This is a genomic window from Bradyrhizobium sp. PMVTL-01, assembly GCF_051861855.1.
In the GTDB taxonomy this organism is placed as follows: Bacteria; Pseudomonadota; Alphaproteobacteria; order Rhizobiales; family Xanthobacteraceae; genus Bradyrhizobium.
This window is the reverse complement of sequence record NZ_CP193982.1, coordinates 1,609,129-1,623,586: the sequence shown is the minus strand read 5'-3', so window position 1 is coordinate 1,623,586 and position 14,458 is coordinate 1,609,129. Positions and strand designations below refer to the sequence as shown.

The 14,458-nt window shown below is 61.7% G+C and carries 14 protein-coding genes; all 14 read right to left on the bottom strand.

What is annotated here, in order from left to right:
- Window positions 1-37: 37 nt before the first annotated feature.
- On the bottom strand, window positions 38-1,264 hold the full coding sequence (gene trbL / locus ACRQ5Q_RS07620) for a P-type conjugative transfer protein TrbL (protein WP_439396800.1): 1,227 nt from the start codon (window positions 1,262-1,264) through the stop codon (window positions 38-40).
- On the bottom strand, window positions 1,261-1,629 hold the full coding sequence (gene trbK-alt / locus ACRQ5Q_RS07615; protein WP_439396798.1) for a putative entry exclusion protein TrbK-alt: 369 nt from the start codon (window positions 1,627-1,629) through the stop codon (window positions 1,261-1,263). Before trbK-alt ends, trbL begins: the two co-directional genes overlap by 4 nt.
- The gene (gene trbJ, locus ACRQ5Q_RS07610; RefSeq protein WP_439396796.1) at window positions 1,629-2,357 is read right to left on the bottom strand and encodes a P-type conjugative transfer protein TrbJ; all 729 of its coding nucleotides are present in this window, start codon (window positions 2,355-2,357) and stop codon (window positions 1,629-1,631) included. The genes trbK-alt and trbJ overlap by 1 nt, the downstream gene beginning before the upstream one ends.
- Window positions 2,354-4,795, bottom strand: a complete 2,442-nt coding sequence (gene trbE / locus ACRQ5Q_RS07605) for a conjugal transfer protein TrbE (RefSeq protein ID WP_439396795.1) — start codon at window positions 4,793-4,795, stop codon at window positions 2,354-2,356. The genes trbJ and trbE overlap by 4 nt, the downstream gene beginning before the upstream one ends.
- A 10-nt stretch (window positions 4,796-4,805) precedes the next feature.
- The gene (locus ACRQ5Q_RS07600) at window positions 4,806-5,069 is read right to left on the bottom strand and encodes a VirB3 family type IV secretion system protein (RefSeq protein WP_439396793.1); all 264 of its coding nucleotides are present in this window, start codon (window positions 5,067-5,069) and stop codon (window positions 4,806-4,808) included.
- Window positions 5,069-5,392, bottom strand: a complete 324-nt coding sequence (locus ACRQ5Q_RS07595) for a TrbC/VirB2 family protein (protein ID WP_439396791.1) — start codon at window positions 5,390-5,392, stop codon at window positions 5,069-5,071. The genes ACRQ5Q_RS07600 and ACRQ5Q_RS07595 overlap by 1 nt, the downstream gene beginning before the upstream one ends.
- A 1-nt stretch (window position 5,393) precedes the next feature.
- The gene (gene trbB / locus ACRQ5Q_RS07590; protein ID WP_439396790.1) at window positions 5,394-6,308 is read right to left on the bottom strand and encodes a P-type conjugative transfer ATPase TrbB; all 915 of its coding nucleotides are present in this window, start codon (window positions 6,306-6,308) and stop codon (window positions 5,394-5,396) included.
- Window positions 6,309-6,538: 230 nt separating this feature from the next.
- Window positions 6,539-7,873, bottom strand: a complete 1,335-nt coding sequence (locus tag ACRQ5Q_RS07585) for an MFS transporter (RefSeq protein WP_439396788.1) — start codon at window positions 7,871-7,873, stop codon at window positions 6,539-6,541.
- A gap of 133 nt (window positions 7,874-8,006) precedes the next feature.
- Complete coding sequence (locus ACRQ5Q_RS07580) at window positions 8,007-8,432, bottom strand: CopG family transcriptional regulator (RefSeq protein ID WP_439396787.1); 426 nt, start codon at window positions 8,430-8,432, stop codon at window positions 8,007-8,009.
- Between the two features lie 5 nt (window positions 8,433-8,437).
- On the bottom strand, window positions 8,438-10,420 hold the full coding sequence (locus ACRQ5Q_RS07575) for a conjugal transfer protein TraG (protein WP_439396785.1): 1,983 nt from the start codon (window positions 10,418-10,420) through the stop codon (window positions 8,438-8,440).
- A 36-nt stretch (window positions 10,421-10,456) separates the two neighbouring features.
- Window positions 10,457-12,220: a relaxase/mobilization nuclease domain-containing protein gene (locus ACRQ5Q_RS07570; protein WP_439396784.1), complete on the bottom strand. Its 1,764-nt coding sequence runs from the start codon at window positions 12,218-12,220 to the stop codon at window positions 10,457-10,459.
- Window positions 12,221-12,638: 418 nt separating this feature from the next.
- Window positions 12,639-13,469, bottom strand: a complete 831-nt coding sequence (locus tag ACRQ5Q_RS07565) for a lytic transglycosylase domain-containing protein (RefSeq protein ID WP_439396782.1) — start codon at window positions 13,467-13,469, stop codon at window positions 12,639-12,641.
- Between the two features lie 2 nt (window positions 13,470-13,471).
- Entirely contained in the window at window positions 13,472-13,984 is a 513-nt protein-coding gene (locus ACRQ5Q_RS07560; protein ID WP_439396780.1) for a S26 family signal peptidase, read from the bottom strand.
- Entirely contained in the window at window positions 13,981-14,445 is a 465-nt protein-coding gene (locus ACRQ5Q_RS07555; RefSeq protein ID WP_439396778.1) for a DUF2840 domain-containing protein, read from the bottom strand. The genes ACRQ5Q_RS07560 and ACRQ5Q_RS07555 overlap by 4 nt, the downstream gene beginning before the upstream one ends.
- Between the last annotated feature and the right edge of the window lie 13 nt (window positions 14,446-14,458).

The following is a 14,458-nucleotide window of genomic DNA, read 5'->3' as shown; positions in this document are numbered from 1 at the left end:
GAGGCGCTGCTGTGCGGCGGAGATGCAGTGGTGCGTCTCAGCGTTCTCGATCGGACAAATCGACGGAGGAGCCGCTGCCACCGTGATCGCCCGAGCGGACAGCGTGGCCAGCGGCCGAGGCACCATGCCGAATGGTCTGAGCACGCTTCATGCGGCGCGCCCAATCAGGCTGCCCTTCAGCCGAGGTGCTCGCGGCTTGCTCGCCTCCTCGCCCTCCTCCGAAGGCAGCCGCGGCTCGACGCAAAGGGCTCACCGCAGCAGAGCTGCCGGACTCCGCGCCGCCAGCAACGCCCCCGCTTCGATATGCGGCTGATGCTCCGCTTAGGACAGCGCTGCCACTGCGCGCGGCGCCTGCAACCGCACCGCCAGCGAGACCGGCACCTCCAGCGGCAAGTCCCGCGCCAGCCGCAACAATGCCACCAGCAGCAAGGCCTGTTCCTATCGCAGCCCCGGCGCCGAGTTGAGGTCCGCCCGACACCAGGCCGCTTGCGATACCCGGACCGAAGATGCCGAGGCCCAGCAAGGAAAGCGCCGCGAGCACCAGCGTCATCGCGTCTTCGATGGTCGGTTGTGCATTGCCGAAACCTACGGTGAACTGCGAGAACAGGGTGGAGCCGATGCCGACGATGACGGCCAGGACCAGGATCTTGATGCCGGAAGATATCACGTTGCCCAGAACTCGCTCCGCCGCGAAGGCGGTCTTGCCAAACAAGCCAAAGGGAATGAGCACGAAGCCGGCTAGCGTCGTGAGCTTGAACTCGATCAGGGTGACGAAGAGCTGGATCGCCAGAATGAAGAAGGCGAGCAGCACCACGACCCACGCGAACAGGAGAACGACGATCTGGACGAAATTCTCGAAAAAGCTGATGTAGCCCATGAGGTTGGAGATCGAGTCGAGCAATGGTCGGCCGGCATCAAGGCCGACTTGAGCGATCTTTCCAGGTCTTAGGAAATCCGACGCAGACAGGCTTGCGCCCGACGCTTTCAGCCCGAGACCGGCAAAGCTCTCGAAGACGATACGTGCCAGGCTGTTCCAGTTGCCGATGAGATAGGCAAAGACGCCGACGAAGAGCGTCTTCTTGACGAGGCGCGCGATGACGTCCTCGTCCGTTCCCCAACTCCAGAACAATGCGGCGAGCGTGGTGTCGATCGCCGCAAGGGTCGTTGCGAGATATCCGACATCGCTACTGAGCAGTCCGAAACCGTTGTCGATATAACGCGTGAACGTTTCAAGGAACTGGTCGATGATCCCCGTACCCGTCATGGCCTGCTCGCCTCAGGCGCCACCAGGTTCGGATATCCCTGCGGGATCCGGCTTTGATCCTTTGGAATTAGCGCCACGCCGGCGGTGGCAGCGTCGTGGCCAGGAGCTGCAGCACCGATCTTCTTGCCAAAGAAGCGACGGCGATTTTCGGCCCAAACTTGCTTGCAATGCTCATAACCCTCTGCTTCCTCCGCAATGACGCTGCGGCAGCGCGCGAGGTCTGAGCTGGTTGCGTCTGTCGTCTGCTCCGCTTTCGGCGGCGGAGGGTTGTCTCCGCCACGAAGCTGAATCGTGCAGGCAGTGACGACCAACACGCCAATTGTCGTAAGCAGCGACAACGCCTTGAATGCCTGCATATCGGTCATCAGTGGAACATCTGCACGTTGGATGATTGATAGCTCTGTCCTGGCGTAAGAAACCGCCGGAGCTGTTCGCGGCCCTGGTCCTGGGCCGCTGCGCGTTGCGCGGCTTCAAGGCTTTGCGCCCTGCCCTGCGCCGTCACGACAGCCGTGAGGTCGGCGAGCTGCTGCGCGTTCAATGCCAGAATCTGATTGCCGGCCTGTGTTGCCTGCAATGCACCGCTAGCGCCTTGGCTTGAGCTAACGAGCGCGGAGGTCTGGACGCGGTTGGTGTCGAGGTTGCCAACGATGCCAGCCTGGACACGAAGCGCGTCTTGCGTTGCGGCAGACGAATTCTGCCAACGCAATTGAGCATTGGCGATCAGCAACTGATCCGACTGGCTGCTGGTAGCTGGCGCGTAGCTCGTCGAGAAGGCATGATCGATCTGCTGGACGTCGTAGGCAATGCGCTGGGCTTGGGCCAGCAATTGCTGAGTCCGCTGGATGGAAGATTGCAGTTGCTGTAGCGACGAGTACGGCAGGTGTGCCAGGTTCTTCGCCTGGTTGATCAACATCTGCGCCTCGTTCTGCAACGAGGTGATCTGATTGTTGATCTGCTGCAGCTCTCGTGCGGCAGTCAGGACGTTCTGAACGTAGTTGTTGGGATCGAAGACGATCAGCGCCTTTGCAGGCACCGTGACGCCCAGGATCAGCGCGACGGTGCCAGCAGCCGCCAATAGGCCAAGTCGCCTCATTGCGATTTCTCCAGATTGACGAGATTGGGAATCAGATCGAGGGCCCAGGCCACGCCGCGGTGCTGGAGCCAGGCCGGTACGAAGCCGTCAGGTCCATGTTCGGCGAGGAGTTGCGCGATGGCTGCCTGATCTGTCTTGGAAGATACTGCGGTAAAGGCCAGCGCGACCTCTCCAAGCCCAAGTTCGAACATCCGGTTACCGCGGCGAGACTGACAATAGTAGTCGCGCTTTGGCGTTGCCCGGCTCAGGAGCTCGATCTGGCGGTCGTTGAGGCCAAAGCGGCGGTAGATGGCAGTGATCTGCGGTTCGATCGCCCGTTCGTTCGGCAGCAACAGGCGCGTTGGGCAGCTTTCGATGATCGCCGGCGCAATCGCAGAGCCATCAATATCCGAAAGGGACTGGGTAGCGAAGATGACAGACGCATTCTTCTTGCGAAGCGTCTTCAGCCATTCGCGAAGTTGCCCCGCAAAGTCGTCATCATCGAGCGCAAGCCAGCCTTCATCGACAATGAGGAGCGTCGGCCGACCATCGAGACGGTCCCCGATACGATGGAAGAGGTACGCCAGCACGGCCGGAGCAGCGCTCGTTCCGATCAAGCCTTCGGTCTCAAATGCCTGGACCGACGCCTCGCCGAGGCGCTCGAATTCTGCATCGAGCAGGCGCCCGGACGGACCGCCGAGGCAGTAAGGTTGCAAGGCGCGTTTCAGGGAGTTCGATTGCAGCAGGACCGACAGGCCCGTCAGGGTCCGTTCCTGCATTGGCGCCGAGGCGAGAGATGTCAGCGCCGACCATAGATGATCCTTCACCTCCGGGGTGATCTCGATCTTTTCCCGGGCCAGGATCGCGCCGATCCATTCCGTGGCCCATCCGCGCTCTGAGGGATCATCGATCCAGGCCAATGGTTGCAGAGCGACAGGGTTTTCGTCCCCGTCAGACAGTCCACCGCCGAGATCATGCCACTCGCCGCCCATGGCGAGCGCGGCCGCCCGGATTGAACCGCCGAAATCGAACGCAAAGACCTTCGAGTTCGGGTAACGACGGAACTGTAGCGCCATCAGAGCGAGCAGGACCGACTTGCCGGCACCCGTCGGCCCTACCACGAGCGTGTGGCCGACGTCGCCGACGTGGAGCGAGAATCGGAATGGGGTCGATCCCTCCGTTTTGCCGAACAGAAGCGGCGGCCCCTTCAAGTGCAGATCCCTCGGCTCACCAGCCCACACCGCCGACATCGGCATCATGTGGGCGAGGTTGAGGGTCGACACAGGTGGCTGCCGCACATTGGCGTAGACATGCCCGGGCAGACTGCCGAGCCAGGCTTCAACGGCGTTCACCGTCTCGACCATGCAGGTGAAATCGCACCCCTGAATAACCTTCTCGACCAACCGCAGCTTTTCATCGGCAGCAGCGGGATCGCCGTCCCAGACGGTGATAGTCGCCGTGACAAAAGCCTGTCCGATCTGGCCCGAACCCAGCTCCTGGAGGGCGGCGTCGGCGTCGATCGCCTTGTTGTGGGCGTCAGTATCGAGCAGCGTCGACGCCTCGTTGGTCATGACCTCCTTGAGGATGGCGCCGATGGACTTCCTCTTTGCGAACCACTGCCGGCGAATCTTCGTCAACAGCTTGGTGGCGTCGGTTTTGTCGAGCATGATCGCGCGCGTCGACCAACGATAGGAGAATTGCAGGCGATTCAGGTCGTCCAGAATTCCCGGGGTCGTGGCGCCCGGAAAGCCGACTATCGTCAGGACCCGAAGATTGGCTGAGCCCAACATCGGCTCTAGCCCGCCGGCGAGCGGCTGGTCGGCCAACAGCGCATCGATATACATGGGAATCCCGGGCACTCGAACCCGATGACGTTTGGTCGAGATCGTTGAATGCAGATAAGTCAGCGTATCTTGATCATCGAGCCAGGCGCATTCCGGCATGAACCCTTCTAGGAGGCCTAGCACGCGGTTGGTTTGGGCGACAAACCCGCGCAGCACCTCCCGGGCATCTGCTCCAACGGTGCGGTCGCGACCTTCATAGAGCAATCGCTCCGCCTTAGCCGCTCCCTCCTCCGGAGGCAGAAAGAGGAAGGTCAGGAAGTAGCTGGACTCGTAATGAGCGCCCGCCTCCTCGAATTGAGCCCTGCGTTCCGCGTCGACCAGCGCGGACGCGACATCCGGAAATGTACTCGGAGGATAGGCCCCAGCGAAATGACGCTGCGCCTCAACGAATACGGCCCACCCGGATCCGAGGCGACGCATCGCGTTGTTCAGACGGCCGGCGACGGCGACAAGTTCAGCAGGCACTGCGCTATCCAAGTCGGATCCCCGGAACTTTGCCGTCCGCTGGAACGAGCCGTCCTTGTTCAGGATGATTCCTTCGTCGACAAGGGCTGCCCAAGGCAGGAAGTCGGCGAGGCGTGCACTGGAATGGCGATATTCGGCAAGGTTCAACATGACCGATAACTCAGAGGTTGAGATGGCCGGGAATGCGCAGATGTCGGCGCACCACATCGACGAACGCGGGATCGCGCTTGGCCGCCCAGACGGCGGCCATGTGGCCGATGAACCAGAGGACGAGACCAGCGATCCAGAGCCGCAGTCCGAGTCCAAGGGCTGCCGCCAGCGTGCCGTTGACGATCGCGACCGACCGCGGCGCGCCCCCCATCAGGATGGGCTCAGTGAGTGCGCGATGAACGGGCACGAAAAAGCCAGCCACCTGATCATCCATCAGATCACCACACCGCCGCCGAAAGAGAAGAACGACAGGAAGAAGCTCGAGGCGGCAAACGCGATCGACAGACCGAACACGATCTGGATCAGCCTGCGGAAACCACCTGACGAGTCCCCGAAAGCGAGCGTTAGCCCGGTCACAACGATGATGATGACGGCGATGATCTTGGCGACTGGCCCCTCCACCGACTGCAGGATCTGATTGAGTGGCTGCTCCCAAGGCATGTTCGAACCAGCCGCCCAGGCCGGCACCGACGCCAAAAGGACCGTGCCGGAGGCTAGTGAAAGGACGCCTCGAGGGAAACGAAATTGCTGACGCATGTCAGTCTCCTGCTGATGAAAGGTCGTAGTCGCCAGCGGCGCTAAGCCCCGAAACGAGGGCGAGCTCAGCGAGGCGACGGTCAGCGCCGCGCCCCGCAAGCACAGCAATGAGATTGATGGTCTCGGCGATCAGGGCACGCGGAACTGTGACGACGCCTTCCTGGATGAGTTGCTCGAGCCGCCGCAGCGCACCGAGCGCGGCGCCCGCATGAATAGTGCCTATGCCGCCGGGATGGCCTGTACCCCAAGCCTTGAGCAGATCGAGCGCCTCAGCACCTCGGACTTCACCAATCGGAATGCGATCAGGTCGTAGGCGCAGCGAGGACCGAACGAGATCTGATAGCGTGGCCACGCCGTCTTTGGTCCGGAGCGCTACAAGATTGGGCGCTTTGCACTGAAGTTCGCGGGTGTCTTCGATCAGCACGACCCGATCAGTAGTCTTTGCCACCTCGGCCAGGAGCGCATTCGTCAGTGTCGTTTTGCCGGTTGATGTCCCACCGGCGACCAGGATGTTCTTCCGTGCAGCGACCGCGCTCTTCAGGACCTTGGCCTGCTTCCAGGTCATGATCTCCTTGGCGACGTAGTCGTCGAGCGTAAACACTGCGACGGCTGGCTTGCGGATGGCAAAGGCCGGCGCGGCAACGACCGGCGGCAACAGGCCTTCGAAACGTTCACCAGTTCCAGGCAGTTCTGCCGAAACCCGTGGCGCGCCGGCATGCACCTCGGCGCCTACGTGATGCGCCACCAGACGAACAATGCGCTCGCCGTCGGTTGCGGACAGCGTCTCGCCCGTGTCGATCAGGCCGTTCCGTAACCGGTCGATCCACAGCCGCCCATCCGGGTTGAGCATCACCTCGACGATCGCTTCATCTTCGAGGTAGCCGGCAATCGCTGCGCCAAGCGCGCTGCGCAGCATTCGCGCACCGCGCGAATTCGCCTCCGATTGAATGGAATGGATTGTCACCGTTCGCTCCCACCGCGCGAGGGCGTGTCACAGCGCGCCCTCAGATGGGGATGAATAGAAAAGGGACCAATGGGCTTCGGGCAACAAGCGCTTCGCGTGATCGTAGGCTGGCGTAGAAAAAGAAAGACAGAGAACTGATAATTGGCGGCTAGCTGATGTATCCGTTCGCTGCAAGTTTCTGCTCACCACTCAGCATTGTCATCTGCGGGCAGGAGGATGAGCGAATCCTCATACGACCCAACTGACTCGACAGCGTGGGAAACTTTAGCTGGCATGAAGAAAGGAATTGAACTCATCCATGAAGCTACGAATTGGCGCCAGGGCAATGCGAACCAAGTCAACGCCGCGATCTGCAGTGCCACGTTCAGACCGAACGCAACTTGATAGGCGATCACGGGCCGATGGTCACCCTTCGTGGACCATTGCTCCAGGAGCAGCCCTGTCGCGTATTGCGCCAGAAATGCCCAGCCAAAGTGCAAGACGTTCAAGGCACCATTGGCGCGACCGGCCAGCTCCAGCGGAAAGTAATCTGCTATCACCGCGAAGCTGACCACGGTTGCCGTTCCGACGATTGCGACAATGGACCAAGGCAGGATGGACGGAAGAGGCGCTCGCAAGATCAAGGCCAACTCGGCTGCGATAAACAGCACCGCGACCATCGCTAGTATCGCCTCCGCCCCGATTCCCCTTCGCTTGATGCAATGGACCGTCATACCGAACAACCAGGCACCGGCGCTCAGTACGACGGACATCATGAAAAGCTGTCTGACGAGACTTACGCGATCAAGCCCCTCCACGTCGGTCAGCCATGGCGATGCCCACAATCCCTGCAGGGACCAGGCTGATCCAATGCAAGTCGCCGACAACGGGGCCATTCGCCAAAAGCGCCGATCGCCGAAAACCGACCTAAAGGTCGCGGGGGTTGACGCCATCGATGAGACAATGCCTCCTTCGGGCACCACGACATAGATGAGAGCGGCCGTCGCACCGGTAGCGGCCGCCAGAATCCCGAAGAGCTGCCGCCAGCCCATCCAGGCGAGCAGGTGTTCGACCGGAGCCGTAGCGGTCACCGCTCCTAGCGCCCCCAGCATGATCATGTAGCCGTTCAGCAAGGCAACTCGTTCCCTGGGGAACCAAAGGATGATGGACTTCAGGCCTGCCGTCAGCGCTGCCGCCACGCCAAGCCCGATCATTGCACGCGCGATCAAGAGGGACAGGAAGCCGGTCGATGCTGCGAACACTCCGGCGCCCACTGCTGCGAGCAGGAGCAGAGCACTCTGGACGCGACGCGGACCAAAGCGGTCCAACAATATGCCGACGGGGATCTGAGCCACCGCGAACACAAGGAAATAGACTGACGTAAGCAACCCGAGATCGGCAGACCCAAGCCCGGTCTCCGAGCTGAGATGACTGGAGATCAAGGCGTTGATCGTTCGAAACAGATACGAAAGATAGTAACCGGCAGCAAACGGGAGAAATACGCGCGCGGTGAGACGCCATGCTCCTGAAACTTGCATGCTGGCCCTTCTTGATCCTCAGCTCGTCTGAGCCGATAGCGCGTCTCGCTTTTTGAGGGCCTAGCTAAATTGCTGCGATCGTAGGCTGGCGTAGAAAAAGAAGGACTGTCGAAATGGTTAACTACTGGTTCGACTAGGTTTCCTCAACCGGTTTTTGGTGGGGGAAATCTTCCGGAATCTCGCGCAGAAAGCTTTGCCCTTTTTGCAAGCGACGCCCAAGCGCCTCGACAAATCCTTCGAAGCGCTCCCGACCCTTTGCCTGCGCGGCCGCCTGCGCGTCGTTGGGTAGTGGCGGCGTGATCGTCAGCCAGAATCGTATGAAGAGCGCCAAGCTTTCGGCCGTCAACCCTACGTCGCGCTCCAGCCTCTGCATCTGACGCGACAGCCGATCGAGGCGCCGGGCGAACGCTGCCTCCCTCCTGTCGGCGCCGTCCGGTGACAAAAACGAAGCGACAGCCGCTTCCACGACCGCAGACCGGGAAAGTTTCTTGCGATCGGCGAGCTCCGAGATCTGTTTCAGAAGCTCTGGTGGGAAGTAGACGTTCATCCGGTCGCGCATATGCCTCAGAGCTCCATACCATCATTCAGATCCATGGCGACTTGACGGGCGACACCGCGCATCTGTTGACGCACAAGCCGGGACTGGCGGACCACGTCCTCCTCATCGTCAAGCACGGCGGCAAATTCTTCTGCCGGTGTCGATTCGGTTGTCTCCTTGGCGATCGCGACGTGATCGGGGAGTTCGGGCTCACGACGGAGCCCGCTGTTCGCCATGTCTTCCTCGTCCTCTTTGTCAGTTGGACCTCCCGTCGGCTTTGACGCTCCGAACGTTGACCATCCGTCCGTTCGCAATGATCGGCCGGCCGTCGCCGGATCGGGCGGCGGCAGTACCCGCTCTGTGAATCGCCGATCCTCGTAATAGCGGACCTTCTTCGCCCGGATCGGCGCCGTCCCTGCCACCATGACGATCTCATCGATCGGCGGAAGCTGCATGACCTCACCTGGGGTCAAGAGCGGCCTTGCCGTCTCCTGCCGCGATACCATTAGGTGCCCCAGCCAAGGGTTCAACCGGTGCCCGGCATAGTTCTTCATCGCCCGCATCTCGGTCGCCGTGCCCAGCGCGTCGGACACCCGCTTGGCGGTCCGTTCGTCGTTGGTCGCAAAGCTGACGCGGACGTGACAATTGTCGAGAATTGCGTTGTTCGGCCCATAGGCCTTCTCGATCTGATTGAGCGACTGCGCGATCAAGAAACTCTTGATGCCGTACCCGGCCATGAAGGCGAGCGCGGACTCGAAGAAATCAAGCCGCCCAAGTGCGGGAAACTCGTCGAGCATCATTAGGATTCGATGCCGGCGGTCGCGGGCGTGCAGATCTTCGGTCAGGCGCCGGCCGATCTGGTTCAGCACCAGGCGGATCAACGGTTTGGTCCGCGAGATATCGGAGGGCGGCACCACGAGATAAAGTGTTGTCGGGCGGCTATCTGCGATCAGGTCGGCGATCCGCCAGTCGCAGCGGCAGGTCACCTGGGCCACGACGGGATCGCGGTAAAGTCCAAGGAACGACATCGCGGTGGACAGAACACCGGAACGTTCATTCTCGGATTTGTTGAGGAGTTCGCGCGCGGTCGAGGCGACCACGGGATGGGCGCCCTGCTCGCCAAGATGCGGCGTCGTCATCATCGCCTTCAGCGTCGCCTCGATCGGCCGCTTCGGATCGGACAAGAAGGCGGCGACCCCGGCCAAAGTCTTGTTTACCTCGGCATAGAGGACATGGAGGATGGCGCCGACCAGGAGCGAATGACTAGTCTTCTCCCAATGGTTCCGCTTGTCGAGGGAGCCTTCGGGGTCGACCAGGACGTCGGCCACGTTCTGGACGTCGCGAACCTCCCATTCCCCGCGCCGGACCTCGAGCAGCGGATTGTAAGCCGAGGATTTCGGGTTGGTCGGGTCGAACAACAGGACGCGGCCATGCCGCGAGCGGAAACCCGCGGTCAGCTGCCAGTTCTCACCCTTGATGTCGTGCACGATGGCCGAGCCCGGCCATGCCAACAACGAGGGAACGACGAGTCCGACACCCTTGCCGGACCGGGTGGGAGCAAAACACAACACGTGCTCCGGCCCATCATGGCGGAGGTAGTCGCGATCGAGCTTGCCAAGCACCACGCCATCCGGACCGAGAAGTCCGGCCGCTCGAACCTCCTCCAGACCAGCCCAGCGCGCCGAACCATAGGTCTCGACATTCTTGGCTTCACGCGCCCGCCACACCGACATCCCGATTGCCGCCGCGATCGAGGCGAGCGTCCCGGTTACCGCGATGAAGGCCCCCTCGACAAACACTTGAGGCGCATAGGCATCATAGACGAACCACCACCAGAAGAAGATGGGCGGGTAGTAGACCTTGAAGCCCGACAGTTCGAACCAGGGCCGGCCGAGCTCCGGTTGCCAGGCGAGCCGCCAAGCCGTCCACTCCGTTGCTCCCCAGATCGCCAGTGAAACGATCAGGCCGACAACGATCACTTGTCCCCAGAGGATCTTGGTTCCGGACATCCCGAACGTCCTTCCGCAACTGAATTGGCGAGATTGCTAGAGGCCAAGGTCGCGCTTCCGACCAAAGCCCCACTCGATACCACCGCCATCCTTCACGATGCCGGTGACGTGTTGGCCGAGCCTCTTTTCGAGTTCGCGCGACCAGGGCACGAGCTGGAAGCCGAGCCCGTTATCGATCATGGCGAAGCGTCCGGAGGTGAGCGTCAGCCGCTGGCGATATGTGCCCGCCACATGCTCCCCGGAGGCGGCGTTCACGGGAAGCAAGCCCGTGTCAGCCGAGACTTTTGCGGCTACCTCGTCCAGCTCACGTCGGCGCAACGTGTTCAGCAGATCACGCTGCAAGATGATCCGTTGCCCTTGCCGCCGCGCCAGGCCTTCGTGGATCAGATGCTCGGCACGGGCTTCCATGGCGTCGCGAGTCTCGCCGCCGAAGCCGCCCATAGCGAGCGGCATGGGGTCGCGTTCGACGAGCCGGTGGTCGAGCCAGGTCGCGCCCTTCGCGGTGACCTGCTCGGAAAGATCGAGATCGGAGCGGATCGCCAGCACCACGGTCGGCCGCGGATCGGCGGCTTGACCAAAGCGTCGCACTTCGACGATGCCGCCGATCGGCGGTGCGTGCTCAAAGGCCTCGACGCCTCGGAAGCGCAGGTGGTGCACGCGTCCGTCTGTTCCGTCGATCAGGGCGTAGGCTTCGCCAGTCAGTTCGTCATGCAATCCACGGTCGACCAGTCGTCCGACGATCTGGCACGACGGCTGTCCACCTTCGATGACGAAGTCCGCAACGCCGCGCGCTTCCCCGCGCTCGGTAAAGGCGCGGTGCATGGACTTGATGATGTCGCCGCGCATGCCGAGGTCACGCAATCTGTGCTCGGCCTCGAGCCCGACCATCCATTCCCCTGGTAGCGCGGGCGCGGCAAGGCCCATCTTCTCCAGGTGCTGAAGGCGACCGATCATGAGGCGCCGGATCTCGGAATCGGATTTGCCGGGATTCCCTGGCCGAAGATCGATATAGCCGGTCTCATCTGCCGCCAGCCGAATCTCCCGATCGAGCCGCGTCCATCGTTCAGCTGTGATTTCCCTCTCCAGTGAACTGCGGATCTCGCGCTCTGGCTTCGGACCGAGTTCAATCGCGACTAATTCCTCGGCGCGCGCGCGCAGGCCTCGGCTGATGTAGTCACGGGAGATCACGAGATCCGCGCCCTCCTCATCTATTCCCCGAACGAGAAGATGGACGTGAGGGTTGTCGGTATTCCAATGATCGACAGCCACCCAATCGAGCTGCGTGCCGAGATCGACCTCCATCTGCCTCGCGAGATCGCGGGTGAAGGCCTTCAGGTCGGTCATGGCGGCGGCATCCTCGGGCGACACTATGAACCTGAAATGATGCCGGTCGTCCTTGGATCGGTCCGCGAAAGCCGCGCTGTCGGCGCGGTCGCTGCCAGCATCGAACATCTCGGCCCGCTCACCGCTTCGGGTCACGCCGTCGCGCTTGAGATATGACAGGTGGGCGGTCAGTGGCGCGGAGCGGAAAGCGCGCCCTTTGTGACGAACCACACGCGCCTTCACGACAACGCGTCGTGTTGGGCTGAACAATCTGGCGCGGCTAAAGGCCAGCCGGCCGCGGCCAAACGTCGAGCGTCCGTAGACCGTTGAGCGCCTGCCGGCCGCGGTCTGACCCGAAGTGTGTCCTGCCTTCTTCGCCGCCCGCAGCACCTGGTTGATGAAGCTCTTCGGTTTAGGCGAGCGTGTGCTGCGGATGCGCCCAGGCCGAATACGCAGGTCGCTGTCGCGCACGCTCACGGCAGGGCCTCCCAACGATCAAAAGCGCGCACGGTGCCGAAAACGCCTTTGATTGCGTTCGTCAAAATGCGAGGCGCGGCACGCGCCCCGACCGACCGGCACGCAAGAACCCAAGCCATGCCAATGGCTTGGGGTTCGACCGGCGAGCCCCTTTTATCTCGCCGTCCTGCCGTCGTGGTCTCCCGGTCCCCGGTTTCCCAAAGAGCAGCAGCGACTTGGCAGCCAACTCGCGAAGCCCGCACTTCTTCCGAGCGCTTGCGATAGCGATCGTTACCCGAAGGGCCGAGACACCCGAAGGGTGGCTCGGTGAGGAGCGAAGCGACGAGTAGAGCGCGGGCCGAAGGCATCGCCCATACGCAATCAGCGCGTGGCATTTTCTCGGTGAAGCACGCCAAGGCTTGCGGACTCGTCCACTTGGTCATTGCGATACTCCCGGATCCGATCGAGGGACGAAGACGCCAATAGGCCGGGGGACCATGGTCGAAACATCGGCCGCCGACCTTGCGATCATGACACCGCCCGGTGGCACGACCGCCAGCAACCGATCGTGCGTTTTCATGAGATCGGATCGCGTAACGAATAGCGCCGCGGCTGCTGATGACTGTCGGCTGGACGTCCACCTCGGCGGCAGTTCGATGGCAAGCAGATTTGCAAGCTTTGCGACGTATGCTCGCGTCTCCTCTGGCAAAAAACCGCTTGCGAGATGCTCTTCATAGCGAGATGGTCCCGCGTTGTAGGCGGCAAACACGCCAGGCGAGCCATACCGGTCGAGCAGTTCGCGCAAGTACGCCGTGCCGGCCAGAATGTTGTCGTGCGGGTCGTAGGGATCGTTCCCGAGATTGAAGCGCTCGCGAAGTTCCGCCCAAGTCGCCGGCATGATTTGCATCAGGCCCATTGCGCCCTTTGGCGATCTGGCGTGCACGTCACCAGCACTCTCGATGCGTTGGACTGATCGGATCCAGTTCGGCGCAATCGCAAAGCGTTGTGAGGCTTCAGTGATGAAGCCCTCAAACGATCTAACTGTCTGACCGATCGCCCGTCGTCCAGTTGATGCGCTCTGGGCCAAAGCAGCACTGTCGGACGTGGTCAGAAGAAACATAAGGAGCACTACAGCACAAACGCGCGTGCCCAACCGACCCAAGCACGCTGTCGGGCTCGCGCCAGCCTTGCAGAAATCGCTCGCGGCGGAGGAATGATCCCGCGACCGATCGAACAAGGGAATGGCGAGGAGAAAACGTTGAACACGCATGATCACTCCTCCCACGTCCACACCGGCATCGCGCGGCCGATCACGCTAGATGCCGGAAGAAATCCAAAATACCGGCCGTCAAGAGAGTTGTCCGACTGCCAGTTCATCAGAAACAGCTCGCCGTCACCTACGACGCGGCAGCCCTGCCATTTTGGCAGCGGCCTGCCTCGTCTGTCGTGATCCATCGCCTCGCCCACCGCCAGGTCGTCGACCGAAATAGTGAGGCCGGTTCTGCAGACACTTTGCCCCGGAAGGGCGAGCACGCGCTTCAGCATGGGGACGCCGATGGGAAGATAGCCGTTAAGGTCAAGGAAAGTCGCGAGCGGCTCCGGCGGCCGCACGGCGACCAATTCAGTGACTTGGAATTTGTCCGCCGGTCGGAGACGATAGAGACCGATCGGCACGCTCGCGGATGCGTTCCAGATGTAAAGCGGAAGCGGCTCCAGGACGGTCGTCGCGCTGAGCGCAGCAGCGATCCCAATCGTCAATGCCAGCATCATTAGGCGGCCCGTCATCGCATCACTTTTTGGCGATGAAGCCAGGCCTGATGGCGCGCTTTCGTATACGGGCGCGGGTTTTCGTTGACGAACAGGCGATTATGAACGTGATGCCAATGATCAGGCGCGACATCAGCTGGATCGATGCCGAGTGCCTCAACAGCGTCGGCCATTTGCAGTACTCGCTCGACTTTCGGCCAGCCGGACAGACGCAGCAAAATCTCTCCGCCGGGTGTCACATAAGGGACGGTCGAGCAGCGTTGTCCCGGCGCGACGGCGCGCAAGATATCGATCCGCGAAATGATCGTGCCAAAGTCATTTGAGATCCAACGGACGAAAGCAAAGATGCTGCCTGGCGCGAATGACAGGACACGCCGATTGCGATCGAGCTTCCGTTCCTCGACAACGCGCCCGAAACGAACGCGGTTTTCGATACGCTTTTCGAGCCACAGCACTTCTACTTCCGTGAGATCGCTCATGCCGTGGCTCCCC

What these genes read in the sequence shown, in the direction of transcription:
- trbK-alt (WP_439396798.1), bottom strand. Translation starts at nt 1,629, where the DNA reads ATGACCGATATGCAGGCATTCAAGGCGTTGTCGCTGCTTACGACAATT.
- ACRQ5Q_RS07560 (WP_439396780.1), bottom strand. Translation starts at nt 13,984, where the DNA reads ATGACGGGCCGCCTAATGATGCTGGCATTGACGATTGGGATCGCTGCT.
- trbL (WP_439396800.1), bottom strand. Translation starts at nt 1,264, where the DNA reads ATGACGGGTACGGGGATCATCGACCAGTTCCTTGAAACGTTCACGCGT.
- ACRQ5Q_RS07565 (WP_439396782.1), bottom strand. Translation starts at nt 13,469, where the DNA reads ATGCGTGTTCAACGTTTTCTCCTCGCCATTCCCTTGTTCGATCGGTCG.
- ACRQ5Q_RS07580 (WP_439396787.1), bottom strand. Translation starts at nt 8,432, where the DNA reads ATGCGCGACCGGATGAACGTCTACTTCCCACCAGAGCTTCTGAAACAG.
- trbE (WP_439396795.1), bottom strand. Translation starts at nt 4,795, where the DNA reads ATGTTGAACCTTGCCGAATATCGCCATTCCAGTGCACGCCTCGCCGAC.
- trbB (WP_439396790.1), bottom strand. Translation starts at nt 6,308, where the DNA reads ATGCTGCGCAGCGCGCTTGGCGCAGCGATTGCCGGCTACCTCGAAGAT.
- ACRQ5Q_RS07595 (WP_439396791.1), bottom strand. Translation starts at nt 5,392, where the DNA reads ATGCGTCAGCAATTTCGTTTCCCTCGAGGCGTCCTTTCACTAGCCTCC.
- ACRQ5Q_RS07600 (WP_439396793.1), bottom strand. Translation starts at nt 5,069, where the DNA reads ATGGATGATCAGGTGGCTGGCTTTTTCGTGCCCGTTCATCGCGCACTC.
- ACRQ5Q_RS07555 (WP_439396778.1), bottom strand. Translation starts at nt 14,445, where the DNA reads ATGAGCGATCTCACGGAAGTAGAAGTGCTGTGGCTCGAAAAGCGTATC.
- trbJ (WP_439396796.1), bottom strand. Translation starts at nt 2,357, where the DNA reads ATGAGGCGACTTGGCCTATTGGCGGCTGCTGGCACCGTCGCGCTGATC.
- ACRQ5Q_RS07575 (WP_439396785.1), bottom strand. Translation starts at nt 10,420, where the DNA reads ATGTCCGGAACCAAGATCCTCTGGGGACAAGTGATCGTTGTCGGCCTG.
- ACRQ5Q_RS07585 (WP_439396788.1), bottom strand. Translation starts at nt 7,873, where the DNA reads ATGCAAGTTTCAGGAGCATGGCGTCTCACCGCGCGCGTATTTCTCCCG.